This is a genomic window from Paenarthrobacter nitroguajacolicus (genome assembly GCF_051027655.1).
In the GTDB taxonomy this organism is placed as follows: domain Bacteria; phylum Actinomycetota; class Actinomycetes; order Actinomycetales; family Micrococcaceae; genus Arthrobacter; species Arthrobacter nitroguajacolicus.
The window spans coordinates 2,018,429-2,032,124 of the sequence record NZ_CP073234.1 but is presented as its reverse complement, the minus strand read 5'-3'; the positions used below and the strand labels follow the sequence as shown (position 1 = coordinate 2,032,124).

Genomic DNA, 13,696 nt, shown 5'->3' with positions numbered 1-13,696 from the left:
AAAAGCTCATCTTCCGGACGCTTCCCGCCTCTCGGCATAGTGGAAATAAGCACAAATTTCCTGTCGATTGAAAGGAGTCCGCCGTGCACGTTCGCGTCAACCCCGGATCCGTAGCCCTGGATGAGCCCGACGATTGCACCAGCTTCAAGGTGCTGTTGTCGGAGTCCGCACGAGAAAGTCTCCCCACGCTCCTCAGGACCACATCCGCCGGGCATCTCGCCAACGGAGATGTTTTGGTGTCTGTCGATTGGATCCGCAACGAGTGTGCGGGCAGGATCGGCATGGGGTGGAACTACCGCTTCGCCAACATGTTGGTCTATGCAGCTGGCAAGGGGTGGTTGAGTGACGACGGCAGCCATGTGCGTGCCCACGTTGAGGCCTACTAGCGGCGTCCGTGACGGGGAGGCAACGTGGAAGCCCCTCCCCGTCGTAGACGAAGAACGAATTCCTAGCGACGGAATGTGGGAGGGTGGAGGACCGAAGCATACCTACCCCTCCTTCCTTCTGAGGGTGCAGTCTCGCGGACGTGTCGTCACGTTCACCCTGCAGCGAGTCAGCCCGGGATCGATGGATCGAAGCCCGAGCTGAAGGCGCCCGCATGCGCGGGCGCCTCTCTTGTATTGAGGCATACCGGCTACCACCTGATCTGAACTTCCTTGGAGATACCCCGAAATGCCCACACTTTCCTTTAGGTATCCACGCTCTTTATACAGGTGGATTTACCGCACGAAAGCCTTGTTGGATCTCATTAAGTTTGCGAGGAAGCCACACAAACGAAAACCCACCTCTCGCCACGGCTCTGCCAGATGGTGCGCTTGCGAACGGGCGTCATGTCGCTCGGGCCTTTACACGCGATGAGTAGATGTAGGTCGAACAAGTGGAAGGAAATGGCTGTGATCAGGCTCAATAAAGAAGATTTAAGGGTGGACAATGTCCACACCCCCTTTGGCCTGACAAAGCTCTCCCCAGTCAAGCCTCTTAGCTCCAGCAATGAGCTAAAACTAACAACTTTGACGCAGGATCTCGAAGTCATGTTGTGCTCAGTCCCTCTACCCATGAAGAGGTGTCGGCCAACCACGACCTACCGAAAGAACCAAGAAGGGAACCCATAGCCCCAGTACAGAGCCAGCGGAGGGCCATCAGCCAAGACCCTAAACCCGCTCCCCCATAACTGAACAGGCCCACCGGCGGCCAGGCATCAGCCGGCACCACGCATCAGGGACTCGTGTCCACATTTGTACACACGTTAAAGCAAAAACCCCTCTGACGAGGGGGTATGCCGTGCCCGAGGTGGGACTCGAACGGGATTCCAGGCCTTGAAAACACGGGGAAGCGGCGGAAACATGCGGAATCCGGGCCAGTCCGATGGGTGTACGGGCCAGTCCGAGGTGGAAAGTGTGAACTCTGTCCACACGCCTTTTTGCCCACGCTCCATCGACCCATGCCCAAACGACACTGCCGTCCGTCGGGCAGTCATCCACCGTCGCCGCTACAGATTGGCCGTTCAGTATGAATCGAATCCGTTCACCGCGGCCGAATCGGGGAGGCGGCTCAGCCGAGGCGCCTGGGGCATTGAACGCCGGCACCCAAGAAATCTCTCCCGAAGCTTCGATGGCTATTCGTCTCATCCGCTGCTCGCCGTATGGAATGGTTGTTAATGGGCATATTCGCTTTCTGGGTGTCGCAGGTCATGGCTCCCGGTCAGGGCCGCCTCAGCTTGAGTGTTGGCGGGCGTCGCGTACTCAACACCTGTACGCGGGGTAGCAAGTCCCTTATTAGGGCACAGGAATGACGGGGTCGGCGGCGTCAGGAGCCGGCCAAGTTGATTCGGATCCGGCGCATCATCACCACCCATGTCCGTTCCCCGGCTGCGGGCGTGCCAGGTAGTCGATCGCAATGTCTTTCAGCGCTTGAAGGCTTAGCTCAGGTCCGTGGCCCGCGAAGATCGAGGCCGCTTCCAGATCCCGTAGCCGTTTCATGGTGTGTCGGTAGTCGTCCTGGTCAGCTCCGGTGATGGTGTCCAGCAGCTGTCCCTTATAAATGGTGTCTCCGGTAAAGAGCCAGTTTCTTTCAGGGTGGTAGATGCAGATGCTTCCCGGAGAGTGGCCTGGGGTGCCGATGACTTCCAGCGGGGTTCCGAGAGTGTCAATGACGTCTCCGTCCCTGAGGAGTCGTTGCGGGATAGCCCGTGAAATCTCGTATCGGCCGGGGTCGTAGTCAGGGTGCGGGACCTTCTGGAGCATGGAGTCCGCTTCTCCGTCTGGAACATCGATTCCGAGTATGCCGTAGAGGGTGCGGGTATCGAGGGAAACCGGTCCCGGGTTGATCAGTGCGTTGGCTTCGGCTTCGTGAACGGCGACGTCATCAAATTCGTACGCTCCGCCCACATGGTCCAGGTGAGTGTGCGTGATGATCAACTGGGGATCCCGTTCAAACATCTGGGGTATCTCCTGCCGCAACGGGACAATACCGAGGCCGGCATCAATGACCACATCCCGGTCTGGCCCCCGTAGCCACCAGATGTTGGACTGCAACATGTCATGAACGTACGGTTCGGTGACTTTTATGAGCCCTGGCCAGACTTCTTCGAGTTTGAACCATGCTTGCGAACTGGCAGCTTCTCTGCTCGGGATACGGCGGCTCAATGGATGTGCCTTAGGAAATCGCGGGTCCGCTCGTGCTGGGGGTTCTTGAAGAACTCTTCGGGAGGAGCCTGCTCGACGAGTACGCCTTGGTCAAAGAGGGCTACTTCCGTCCCGACCCTGCGCGCGAACTGCATTTCGTGGGTCACGACTACCATTGTCATTCCGTCCGCAGCAAGTTTCTCCATGACGGCGAGGACGTCGTTGACCAATTCCGGGTCTAGCGCTGATGTCGGTTCGTCGAAGAGCATTACTGACGGGTTCAGGACCAGAGCCCGGGCGATGGCCACCCTTTGTTGCTGTCCGCCGGAAAGCTCACTGGGGTAATGACGCAGGTGCGAGCCCAAGCCAACACGGTTCAAGATCTCCGCTGCCTGCTCTTTTGCTTGTGCGGCGTGCACCTTTCTGCTCAACCGCTGGGCCAGTGTCACGTTCTGGAGGACGTTGAGGTGGGCAAAGAGATTGAACCGCTGGAAGACCATACCGATCTCAGATCGTTGGTGGGCCAGGGTTCGCTCGCGTGCAGGTCGGTTGCGGGCGTCCACTCCGATGCGGTTGCCTTTGAAGATCACTTCTCCGGCGTCGAGGGGTTCCAGTAATGCCATCAGTCGGAGCATCGTTGACTTCCCGGATCCTGAACGGCCCAGAACAACTTTGACTTCACCGGAAGCAACGGAGAAATCCACTCCTTTGAGGACCTCTTGGTTTCCATACTTTTTGTGGAGGTTCCTGACCTCAAGCACGGTCGTTACGGTTGGACGCACAGGTGCGATGATCTCGGACATATTAGAGTCCTTTCAGCGTCGACGGGACAGGTTTGGACCAAACTTGGGACCTGTCTGGTTTGGAGACCCACCGGTATCGCTTTTCAACTTGGTGCTGCAACGCCATGACAGCACTGACGATGACCAGGTAGTAGACCAGTGCCGCGGTGTAGTACTCGGCGTACCGGAACGTAGTTGCAACTTGGACCTGCGCCGTGGTCATCAACTCCTGAAGTGAGATGACTGAGGCCAGGGATGTGTACTTGATCATTCCAATGAATTCGTTGCCCGTGGGAGGCAGCGCGACCTTGATCGCTTGGGGAAGTTCTACCCTGAGGAAGGTCTGCGCCGGGGTAAGTCCCAGTGCCCTGGCTGCGAGCTTTTGTCCGCTATCAACACTGAGCAGCGCGGAACGGAGTATCTCTGCCATGAAGGCACCTTCGACCACCGAAAGCCCGATGAAGCCTGCCAGGAAGGGTGAGTACCAGCTGTCCCGAAGTGCCGGGATGATCTGGGGGGCCGCGTTCCAGACGATGAGAAGCAGCAACAGCGTCGGGACCGAGCGGAAGAACCACACGTAGGCCCACGCCAGGCTCCGCAAGGTCTTCTTCTTTGAGATCCCGGCCATGGCAACACCGAGGCCAATCAGCGTCGCGGCTATTTGGGAAACTATCGCCAGCTGAAGGGACAAAGCCGCCCCGGTCAGGAACTCCTTGGATGTCAGGGCCTGAAGGAAAATGCTCTGGTCAAAATCCATTATTTCCCCGCATCAGGGAGCCGGCTGGGGTCCAACCCGTACGTCTTGGCGATCTCGGCAAGCTTGCCTTCGTCGGAAAGCTCCTTGAGTCCGGTTCGGATCTCCTCAGTTAGAGCAGAATATTTTCTTGGCGTACACGCCGAAGACAGCGTCGGTTTCGAAGATACCGGGAACAGCTTGCAGTTTCCCGCCGGTCTTTTCCACGATTTCACCAACCGAGACGTCGGCATCAATGAGGGCATCAGCCTTGCCGTTCGTCACCGCAGCCGTGGTTTGGGTGTTCTGCGGGTAGGACTGCTGGACCAGGTCTGCCAGGCCTTTGCTCTTCAAGGTGTTCGACAAGTCTTTGAGGTTCGCCTCGTAGGCTCCGCCGGCAAGAACGGCAATCGTCTTTCCGGCCAAGTCGTCCACGCTCTTGATGTCCGACCCCTGAGGGGCAATGATGACCGAACCTGTCTTCAGATATGGGACAGCATCGGCAACCTGCTGCCGCGCGTCGTTGACGTAGAGGCCGGACCAGACCACATCGCAGCGGCTGGCTTGCAGGGCGGGCATCAAACCGTCAAAGGCAACATCGGAAAACTTCGCCTTCACACCCCACGACTCGGCCAAAGCGACTGCGGCATCAGCATCAAACCCGATCGGCTGACTGCCAGTGTTGCCATCTTTGTAGAATTCCAAAGGCTTGTACTGCGGCGTCATGCATACGCTGAACTCACCGGCTTTCAGAAGCGCCTTGGGACCACTGGCGGCTGACTCAGGCGCGGAAGCACCGGCGCCTCCGGAACACGCGCTCAACAGTACAGCCGCACCTACAGCAGCTGCGGAGCTGAGAAACATTCTTTTCATGATCTACCCTTTGCCTCGAACAAGTTCGCCATTGTGGCGCTTCTCACATGGTAGGCCCTTCATTTGGACAAAAAATTAGACAGACCGCCCACTTCTGCTGATATGCAAAGTACGATGTGATGATTGATTATCATCACATGTTTTTCCCCTTATTTTTCTGAAAATGAACGACTTGGGATTGACCGAAAAAACTTCTGTAACGAAAACACAGGTGCTGACTCATGGATGAAATCGACGAGCAAATACTGGCCGAGCTCCTGCGGAACGGGCGCATCACACTCACCGAACTCGCCACAACACTGGGCCTCAGCCGCGTGTCCGCCGCGCGACGCTTAAACGCACTCCTGACCGAATCCGGACTCCGGGTCATAGGGCTGGCACACCCTGCTGTTGTCGGGCTTCCAGTCATGGCCCACGTCTCCATCGATGCCGCCGTTCCAGTCCAGGATCTGGCCGAGCAGATCGCCCAAGATCCTCGCGTGCCGTTCGTCTCCATCACCGCAGGCGTAATGTCCTTGATCGCCGAAATCCGGGCCAAAAACCATGAAGACCTTCAGGCCTGCATCGACGACATCCGCCGCATACCGGGAGTGACGTCCATGCGAACAAGCATCTACACCGAACTGCTGGTCGACATCCTGAGCCCTGCCCACATAAAGAACCCCATCCTCGACAAACTCGACCTCGCCCTCATCGACGTGCTCCGCCAGGATGGACGAGCCAGCTACGCAACCATGGCATCAACGCTTGGCGTATCAACCGGAACCGTACGCACACGCGTCATGCGCATCCTGGACAGCGAAATCGTCAAGATAGGTCTCAGTTGGCGACCCGCTTCGCAGGAACGCGTCACCCGCATGGGCCTGGGAATCAGGATCACGGGCACGGCCCTGGACCTCTCGAAATCCCTTGAAGGAATTCCAGGGTTCACCTTCCTGGCTTCAAGCATCGGTCAACACGACGTCATCGCAACCATCCACGGATCCGACGCAAACTCGGCGCTTATGGCTGTCGATCAAATCAGAGCACTCCCCGAGGTCCTAAACATCGAGTCGTGGATCCATCTCAAAGTCATCAAGGAAGAACACTAGAAGCCAGGCCATCCCAAGCAAGACGACATGAGCTGCACCCACTAGATGCAGCGCAAAAAAGACAGCCTCTTGTCCTCCTGTTGGGACTATGCAGTGTCGTCAGGCAAACGATGATTTTGACGCCGGAGGTGGAGGATTTGTCCATGGGCTGCTGCGACGGCGGCTTCGAGTTCGGCGATCCTTTTCCGGTTGGTCGAACGTTCATGGGCGAGTTTGGCGATGAGTGTCCTGACGATGCTGCTCGTGTCGGGATATGGCGGTTCGCGCCGTGAAGCGGAGTGCGTTCGTGCGGTGGTGTTGGCATGGCCCGCAAGGGCCGCCCTTCCGCTGATCGGCTCGGCGGCGGCCCGGAGCAGGTCAGGGTGGTGGCGCTTTCGGTCATCCAGGCGTGGGCACTCTGCGCGCCACCTCGGCCGCTTGCATCGAGCTTTTCTTTGCTGAATGGCAGCCTATTTCCGGGTCATCGTGACGCTGGCGTTGTGGCGACCATCGGAGCTGTCACCGACGCAAATCTCGGTCATGCTGTTGCTGTCGCGGTTCGTCATGCAGGTTCCGCCACCATATCCTTCGGCTTTGAACTCATCGATGTTCTTACCAAGGCGTGAGGCGATCTCGTCAACCGTTACCTCATGGTCAACGGCCCACGCAACTTCCAGCCTGAGGCAGTGGCTGTCGATGGAAACGCAGCCGGGGTCAACCTTCCGCTCAAACCGATGAGTTTCAGTCCAGCCCTCCTCCCGTACGTTGTCAACTGCAGCCCTCATGGCCGCAGCTTTCTCAGCCTGGCTTCCGCCGCCTCCGTTGATCTCGCTCACCAAGGCGGAGCAACCGGCGAACAGGAGTATTCCGCAAATCGTCAGGGAAAGAGCGATGATGCCGAGAATCCATCCAGCCTTGCTTTTCCTGGGTGGAGGCGGAGCCCACTGCTGGGGCTGGCCGTACTGGGGAAAGCGCTGAGGATTTTGTTCATAGTACTGCTGGTGCGGATAGGAAGGCTGATTTGGGTGCCCCGGTCCCTCACGTCTCTGCGGCTCCATACCGCTACCCCCAATATTCTCTTACCCGGTCTTTTGAAAGGACGATGATGCGTTTCTCTCCGAGACGATCATGTCATGTCGAACCTGCCACACCGTGAGTAGGGTCGCCGTAACGACCTGTGGAGACCAGCGGACTCGAACGACCGACCAAGCACACGTTCTCCGGTCCGGGCTGTGGCGCCCTGGACCACTGCACTCACGGAATGGTTGGATATGGTCATGCCTGCGCCTCCCACTGTCGCTATCTGCGGCCCCGCGTCGTGGAACCACCTCATCCTCCTGGACCACCTTCCGGAGCCTGCCCCCCACATGCAATTTGCCCGCCGTTCGTGGGAGACGATAGGTGGGACATCCGCCGGTAAGGCCCTGCATCTCGCAGACCTAGGTGTCACCGTTCGGTTGAGTTCTCTACTCGGAACTGACATTGAAGGCCAGCGGGTCCGCAGCGCCCTCACCGCGGCCGGAGTCGCCGTCGAGGCCTTAACGACCGGGCAGACGGAACGCCACGTCAATTTGATGACCGACGGCGGCCAGCGGGTGTCGCTGTACGTTGCGGTCCCGACCACTCCTCTCCAGCACGAGCTCCGCATCACGGCTGAGGCGGTTGCCGCAGCAGATGTCGCCGTGATTGACCTCAGTGAACTCGGTGCGCTTCTGTTGCAGCGCCTGGACGCCCATCAGACGCCTATTTGGGCGGACCTTCACGACTATGACGGATCGTCCGAATTCCATGAACCATTCGTTCGCGCCGCCACTACAGTTTTCATGAGCAGTGATAGCACGGAGGACCCATGGGAACTTATGCGTTCCTGCCTCGAACGCGGTCCTCGCTTGGCCGTTTGCACCCTCGGAGCAGACGGCGCCATTGCGCTGGAGGCTTCCGGGGCGCGACATGAGGTCAGTGCCCCTCCCGCCGATGTGGTGGACACCAATGGTGCCGGTGACGCCTTCATGGTCGGATTCCTGGCAGCGACGCTCCACGGCGCCACAGTTGATGATGCTCTCAAGGCAGCAGTAGCACAGGCTCGCATTGCGATAGAAAGCGAGCATCTGCACCCGAAACTCTCCGAGGTGCTGACGGCTCCTTAGTACAGCTCGATGTCCAGGGTTTCCTCTTCAACAAAATCCAGAGCGCTCCTCACAGCACCCATGGTCACCACGGAATCACCTAAGGGTGAAACGGCCAGCCGCGGAGGAGTAGCGGTGAATTCAGGCAGGCGCTCAGCAATGGGATCCAGCAGCGCGCCCGCCGATTTGGCTACTGCGCCCCCTATCACCACAAGCTCCGGGTTGTGGATGGTGGCCACAGCCCCGATAACCCTCGCCATGCGATCGGCCAGCCGATCCAGAATCCGCCGTGCCACAGCGTCACCCCGGAGTGCGGCGGCGAAGACGTGTTTTGCTTCGATGGCCTCTGGAGGATATTCACGGAGTAGCGTTTCGTCATTTCCAGTGATGGCCTCGGCAGCCCAGGTGCGTGCCATGAGAGCTATCCCAAAGGTGTCCCCCACCCCCTCAACCTGCTTGAGGAACGCCAGCTCGCCGGCGCCTCCGCCGCAACCATGCAGAAGCCGGCCGTCGTCGATCACTCCGGAACCAAAGCGCTCACTGGCGAGGATAACCACGACGTCGTCCACCCCCACTGCTGAACCGCGCCAACGCTCGCCCAGGGCCGCCAAGTTTCCGTCGTTGGCCAGCAACACCGTCCACCCATGAAGATCCTTCAGAGCCGATTTCAAGCCAACGTCCAGAAGAGCCCAGAAGGGTTGAGTCGTCAGTACATTGCCGTTACGGCCCACCGGGGCCGCAATTCCGGCGCTGACTGCGAGAACCGCGTCGGAGGTGACGCCAGCCTTGCGAAGGGCATCACATGCCGTACTGTCAATGGCCGATACACGCTCGCGGGGACTGATATCAGAACCCGGAATACGGTCATCAGCCGTGATCTGAACTCCACGAAACTGCTGACTCGCCCTGCCCACAATTTCACCACGAAGGTTGGACGCCACGGCCGTCACCTTGGAGACCCCCACATCCAGGCCAATGACGTACCCGGCGTCCTGGTTTAGAACGAACCGTCGGGCAGGACGTCCTTTGAGGTACTCACCAAACTCGCGTTGGTTTTCAAGCTCCAGAATCCAGCCCCGGTCCATGATCTCTTCACATACAGAAATGGCAGTTGCACGGGCTAGCCCCGTGCCCTCCATAACGTCCGAGATTGTCACGATGGTGGAAGCCCTCATAAAGTCCAAGACCGATCTAAGGCTTGCCCGCCGAAGCATCTGCGGCGTCGGCGAGGATGAAGGGGCGCTCATCGGGTCTTGACCTCTCTGTAGCTCAGGTCACATAATACTTCAGGCACTAAATTTTGAATCCAAATTAACTTCGGAGACACAATGAATGCAGCCCCGGACTATTCAGAATCCCCCGCCCCCAGCAACTCCGCCCTGGATCGATGGAACACCCTCTGGGAGCCCGCCGCGCGCCGGTACCAGCCGATCCTCGATCATCCGACGCCGGCCTCCGCTTCCACAGCCACCCCGTCACCAGAGGCGACCGCCCAGCTTTAGCGCCGAGAGCCTCTCGTCCCGCCCCTTCGGAACTACCAGGCAACCATCTTTGTGCGCTTGGCTTTTTGAGGCCTCAGTCGCGCCCGCTTCCATCTGCAAGCGCTTCCAGTTTCTGCTCTTTTGCTCTTGTTTAATGTCTAGACTCCGCCTACCTTGATGGGTAGCCGTCATCGTGACGCGGCCGCCGATCAGTAGGGCGGCGTCGGTCGCTGCCTAGGACTCCCGGCCTGCAGCGGCTCCATCATCGAGGAGACTCACCTCCATGCCAGCACACGACGAGGACGTCGCAGTCCACTTTTCTCACAAAAGGAAACGCTTGCAATTCTTAGCCACGTTGGTCCTTCTTACCGTCTTCGGCACACTGTTTACCTCCACGCTTTCAGCTCCCCTGGCCCAAGCCGCGGCTCCCGGACCCAAAGACGCCACCGCGGTGATGTTCTCCTGGACATGGAACGCAATAGCCCGCGAATGCACAGAGAACCTCGGGCCAGCCGGATACGGATTCGTACAGACATCTCCCCCGCAAGAACACGTACAAGGCCCGGAATGGTGGACCCACTACCAGCCGGTCAGCTACAAGGTGGAGTCACGGCTGGGCACGCGTACGGAGTTCAAGCACATGGTGGACACCTGCCACACCGCGGGTGTGAAAGTGATCGCCGATGCCGTGATTAACCACATGTCCGGAAAGAGCACCGGGGGAACGGGTTGGGCAGGAACCACATTCCAGCACTACGACTATCCCGGAAACTACCAAGGGCAGGACTTTCACTCGTGCCGAAGGGACATCGCCAACTACCAAAACCGATGGGAAGTCCAGGAGTGCAATCTGGTCAACCTCTCCGACCTCAACACGTCCTCCCCCTACGTTCAGGGAAGAATTGCCGAATACCTCAACGATCTGGTGACCTTGGGAGTTGACGGGTTCCGGATTGACGCCGTCAAACATATTGCGGCCAGCGACATGCAAGGAATTCTCTCCAGGGTCAATGACCGTGCCAGGCTCTACGTAGTCCAGGAAGTTATCCGGGCCAACGAACCGGTACAGCCGGAGGAATACACCAGCAACGGTGATATCCACGAGTTTGCCTTCGCCCGCAAACTCAAAGAGGCCTTCAACGGCGGGAACATCAACTGGCTGATCACAGGTAATGGCATCGGCTCCACCTGGGCCGGTTTCCTTCCTCAACAGAACGCCGCAGTCTTCGTCGACAACCATGACACAGAACGAAACGGCGAAACGCTCACCTACAAGGACGGGGCAAACTACGATCTCGCCCAGATCTTCACAATGGCGTGGAACTACGGATCCCCCTCGATCCATTCAGGTTATTCCTTCTCCAACAATGAGACAGGACCGGCTGTTGCCTCGAACGGGGAAGTCATAGATCCCGTGTGCGGCCGGAATGGCTGGACTTGCAAGCATGCGCAAACCAACATCGAAAACATGGTGGGCTTCCGCAATACGACATATGGCGCCCCGATCGTCAACAAGTGGGACAACGGCTCGAACGCCATCGCCTTTGGTCGTGGCGATAAGGGCTATGTGGCGATCAACCGCGGCAATGCCATCACCAGGACTTTCCAGAGCTCCCTTCCCGCCGGCCGCTACTGCAACGTGGTGGCGGGACTGCCCACCGCTACCGGCTGCTCAGCGGGTGACGCGGTAACCGTGGACGCATCCGGGACTTTCCAGGCCACTGTCGACCAAAATGCCGCCCTCGCGTTGCACATCAACGCAAAAGCAGGCGGGCAAACAGAGCCGGGGGCAATCAACCTCAAGGTGTACTACTCCACCGCCAAGGGCTGGAGCGACTACAAAATGCACTACCGGGTGGGCGCCGGCGCCTGGACAACCGCACCGGGCGTCACCATGACCGCCGCCTGCCCTGGGTGGCTCTCGTACACCATCCCCGCCGGCTCAGCCGGTGCAACGGCTGCGTTCAACAACGGAAACGGCGTATGGGACAACAACAACACCAGCAATTACGCCTTGAGCGGTGGGATCGCAACCGTGAACGGCAATGTGGTTAGTCATGCCGATCCTTGCAGCGGTTCATCTACCCCTGGACCGACAGACACCACAGTGCTGTTCTACTCAACCAACAAGAATTGGTCCGCCTATTACGCCCACTATCGGGTGGGGACCGGTGCATGGACCACGGCCCCGGGCATAACCATGACTGCCTCATGCCCTGGTTGGGTAACCACCTCCATCCCCCTCAACGGAGCTTCCGGAATTACCGCTGCATTCAATAACGCGGCGGGCACCTGGGACAACAACGGAGCAAACAACTACGCTGCTGGACCCGGTTATCACCAAGTGAAGGACGGAACAGTCAGACAAGGAAACCCTTGCGCCTGACACACAAAGACCTCACGTACCCGGGCCTTCCGGTCACGTGAGCCGGGAAGGAGGCGGCGCCGGATCCCGGCGTCGCCTCCGTTTGCAGCCTCATCGTCGAAGCCGCGGTGAGCAGGTCTCCAAAGGACCCACAGAAGTACCTGGCAAGCGAAACCGTTTCTTGCGCAGTCTGCATGGCTCGCAGTCCGAGAGTCGCCACGACCTCCAGGGCCGTCTCCCTCCGGCCGGTAGAACCGTGGTCTGGCCGGGGAGTCAGCCATCCGCCACGTCCAGAACTGTATGTCTGACTCCCTCTGGCCGATAACGGCGTATATGTCGGGACTGAAAGCAGTCCCCGGCCCGTCCGGCACAGCCGTCCCGCCAAGCGATGGCACATGCCGAAGACCAAGGTCCGCTCACGTCATGACGCCCCACCCCCGCCTGCCCATGAATAGCCAGAAGCAACAACGCTGTTTGTCATTCTGATATCCCGATCATCGCTGGGTGGGGCCTCCGCGGAACCAGGGCGCTGGTATGCCGGTGCCGATCTGGAAACTTCGCTTAGCGCTCCTAAGCGACCTGCACCTTCCGAACTTTCCGGACCTGCCCCGATCCCCCCAGTTGGACTCCAGCCCTTACCAGCACATCGGCCCCTAGCAGAACGACCCACGAGACCGACGACCGCATGACAACAGACAAGGGCAAAGGAACAGGACAATGAATGCGCTCATCATCAAAGACCCGGCAGACCTGCTCAGCTTCATCGGGCACACTCTAGGGTTCTGGCCCCAGGAAAGCCTCGTCTGCATCACCCTGGACAAAGGAAAGGTCGGCGCCACCCTCCGCATCGACCTTCCCCGCCAACCGGGCACCGAACTGTCCTACGCCCGAACCGTCAGCAGCTACCTCACCAGCGACACCCAAGCTTCGAGCATCGTCTTCGCCCTCTACACCTCCCAGCCGTGCCAACCTGGCCAGCCCAAACCGCACGCAGCCATCATCGCAGCACTGACCGGAGTCCTCGCCGAAAACGGCATCACCATCCGCGACGGCATCTTCGTCAGCGACGACACCTACTCCCCCTACGACAGCGGACCAGGCCAGGACATCAGCCTGCCCATCAGCACTACCGAATACAGCCGAGTCAACGCCGAATTCATCTACCGCGGCAGCACCATAGAACCCACCAACCGGATCATCCTCCCCACACCGACCGGCGAAGCAGACCACGCCATAGCCGTCGAAAACCGCATGCGCACGATTCGCGCCCAGGCGCCGCATCAAGCCGCGCTACAAGCCAGCGGACTGTGGACGACCATGCTCGAGAGGAACGACTTCCCGACCGACGAGGACTGCGTCATGCTCATCGCGAACTTCCAATTCCCCCACATCCGCGACCGGCTCATGGCAGACATCCCCGGCATCGACGAACCACCCCAACACATCCTCTTTGCCCAAACCGCGGCCTCCCCCAAATGGTCGCGCGTCGAATGGGCCCAACAACTGCTCCTGCACGCCTACACCAGAACCAGCCCGCAACACGCAGCACCAATCCTCACCACCATCGGCTATATCAACTGGTGGGAAGGCCGAGGATCGAAAGCACACCAATGGGACTGCCCCGGCTTTTGTTGACTCGGGG

12 protein-coding genes are annotated in these 13,696 nt (G+C 59.2%); 6 read left to right on the top strand and 6 right to left on the bottom strand.

The genetic code is table 11. The annotated features are described in order from the left end of the window. Positions 1 to 83 precede the first annotated feature (83 nt). Positions 84 to 386: a hypothetical protein gene (locus KCX59_RS09750; protein WP_179017322.1), complete on the top strand. Its 303-nt coding sequence runs from the start codon at positions 84 to 86 to the stop codon at positions 384 to 386. A 1,458-nt stretch (positions 387 to 1,844) separates the two neighbouring features. On the opposite strand, the gene KCX59_RS09745 is transcribed toward KCX59_RS09750, so the two are convergent. From KCX59_RS09745 to KCX59_RS09730, 4 genes are all read right to left on the bottom strand, one after another. Then, positions 1,845 to 2,537 (bottom strand): MBL fold metallo-hydrolase, encoded by a 693-nt coding sequence (locus KCX59_RS09745; protein ID WP_179017323.1) that lies wholly within the window; start codon positions 2,535 to 2,537, stop codon positions 1,845 to 1,847. Positions 2,538 to 2,641: 104 nt separating this feature from the next. Next, positions 2,642 to 3,427, bottom strand: a complete 786-nt coding sequence (locus tag KCX59_RS09740; RefSeq protein WP_179017324.1) for an amino acid ABC transporter ATP-binding protein — start codon at positions 3,425 to 3,427, stop codon at positions 2,642 to 2,644. 1 nt (position 3,428) lies between these two features. Then, complete coding sequence (locus KCX59_RS09735) at positions 3,429 to 4,163, bottom strand: amino acid ABC transporter permease (RefSeq protein ID WP_179017325.1); 735 nt, start codon at positions 4,161 to 4,163, stop codon at positions 3,429 to 3,431. A gap of 105 nt (positions 4,164 to 4,268) precedes the next feature. Beyond that, positions 4,269 to 5,012 carry a transporter substrate-binding domain-containing protein gene (locus tag KCX59_RS09730; protein ID WP_179017326.1) on the bottom strand — a complete coding sequence of 248 codons (744 nt, stop codon included), beginning with the start codon at positions 5,010 to 5,012 and terminating at the stop codon, positions 4,269 to 4,271. A gap of 221 nt (positions 5,013 to 5,233) precedes the next feature. On the opposite strand from KCX59_RS09730, the gene KCX59_RS09725 reads away from it, so the two are divergent. After that, positions 5,234 to 6,103: an Lrp/AsnC family transcriptional regulator gene (locus tag KCX59_RS09725; RefSeq protein ID WP_179017327.1), complete on the top strand. Its 870-nt coding sequence runs from the start codon at positions 5,234 to 5,236 to the stop codon at positions 6,101 to 6,103. A gap of 449 nt (positions 6,104 to 6,552) precedes the next feature. Here KCX59_RS09725 and KCX59_RS09720 read toward each other — a convergent pair whose 3' ends face one another. Beyond that, positions 6,553 to 7,140, bottom strand: coding sequence for a hypothetical protein (locus KCX59_RS09720; RefSeq protein ID WP_218649096.1), 588 nt, complete (start codon positions 7,138 to 7,140; stop codon positions 6,553 to 6,555). Between the two features lie 219 nt (positions 7,141 to 7,359). Between KCX59_RS09720 and KCX59_RS09715 the strand changes: the two genes are divergently transcribed. Further along, complete coding sequence (locus tag KCX59_RS09715; protein ID WP_179017329.1) at positions 7,360 to 8,229, top strand: carbohydrate kinase family protein; 870 nt, start codon at positions 7,360 to 7,362, stop codon at positions 8,227 to 8,229. Here KCX59_RS09715 and KCX59_RS09710 read toward each other — a convergent pair. After that, positions 8,226 to 9,455 carry an ROK family protein gene (locus KCX59_RS09710; protein WP_179017330.1) on the bottom strand — a complete coding sequence of 410 codons (1,230 nt, stop codon included), beginning with the start codon at positions 9,453 to 9,455 and terminating at the stop codon, positions 8,226 to 8,228. The genes KCX59_RS09715 and KCX59_RS09710 overlap by 4 nt on opposite strands. An 81-nt stretch (positions 9,456 to 9,536) precedes the next feature. On the opposite strand from KCX59_RS09710, the gene KCX59_RS09705 reads away from it, so the two are divergent. From KCX59_RS09705 to KCX59_RS09695, 3 genes are all read left to right on the top strand, one after another. After that, a complete protein-coding gene (locus tag KCX59_RS09705) occupies positions 9,537 to 9,710 on the top strand; it encodes a hypothetical protein (protein WP_179017331.1) in 174 nt (57 codons plus the stop codon). Positions 9,711 to 10,026: 316 nt separating this feature from the next. Beyond that, positions 10,027 to 12,075 carry a carbohydrate binding domain-containing protein gene (locus tag KCX59_RS09700; protein WP_218649097.1) on the top strand — a complete coding sequence of 683 codons (2,049 nt, stop codon included), beginning with the start codon at positions 10,027 to 10,029 and terminating at the stop codon, positions 12,073 to 12,075. Positions 12,076 to 12,771: 696 nt separating this feature from the next. Beyond that, positions 12,772 to 13,689, top strand: a complete 918-nt coding sequence (locus tag KCX59_RS09695) for a DUF4192 family protein (RefSeq protein WP_179017333.1) — start codon at positions 12,772 to 12,774, stop codon at positions 13,687 to 13,689. Positions 13,690 to 13,696 lie beyond the last annotated feature (7 nt).

Bases quoted from the DNA above. Each gene is read 5' to 3' on its own strand.
- KCX59_RS09745 (WP_179017323.1), bottom strand. From the start codon at position 2,537: ATGTTGCAGTCCAACATCTGGTGGCTACGGGGGCCAGACCGGGATGTG.
- KCX59_RS09740 (WP_179017324.1), bottom strand. From the start codon at position 3,427: ATGTCCGAGATCATCGCACCTGTGCGTCCAACCGTAACGACCGTGCTT.
- KCX59_RS09735 (WP_179017325.1), bottom strand. From the start codon at position 4,163: ATGGATTTTGACCAGAGCATTTTCCTTCAGGCCCTGACATCCAAGGAG.
- KCX59_RS09730 (WP_179017326.1), bottom strand. From the start codon at position 5,012: ATGAAAAGAATGTTTCTCAGCTCCGCAGCTGCTGTAGGTGCGGCTGTA.
- KCX59_RS09725 (WP_179017327.1), top strand. From the start codon at position 5,234: ATGGATGAAATCGACGAGCAAATACTGGCCGAGCTCCTGCGGAACGGG.
- KCX59_RS09720 (WP_218649096.1), bottom strand. From the start codon at position 7,140: ATGGAGCCGCAGAGACGTGAGGGACCGGGGCACCCAAATCAGCCTTCC.
- KCX59_RS09715 (WP_179017329.1), top strand. From the start codon at position 7,360: ATGCCTGCGCCTCCCACTGTCGCTATCTGCGGCCCCGCGTCGTGGAAC.
- KCX59_RS09710 (WP_179017330.1), bottom strand. From the start codon at position 9,455: ATGAGCGCCCCTTCATCCTCGCCGACGCCGCAGATGCTTCGGCGGGCA.
- KCX59_RS09705 (WP_179017331.1), top strand. From the start codon at position 9,537: ATGAATGCAGCCCCGGACTATTCAGAATCCCCCGCCCCCAGCAACTCC.
- KCX59_RS09695 (WP_179017333.1), top strand. From the start codon at position 12,772: ATGAATGCGCTCATCATCAAAGACCCGGCAGACCTGCTCAGCTTCATC.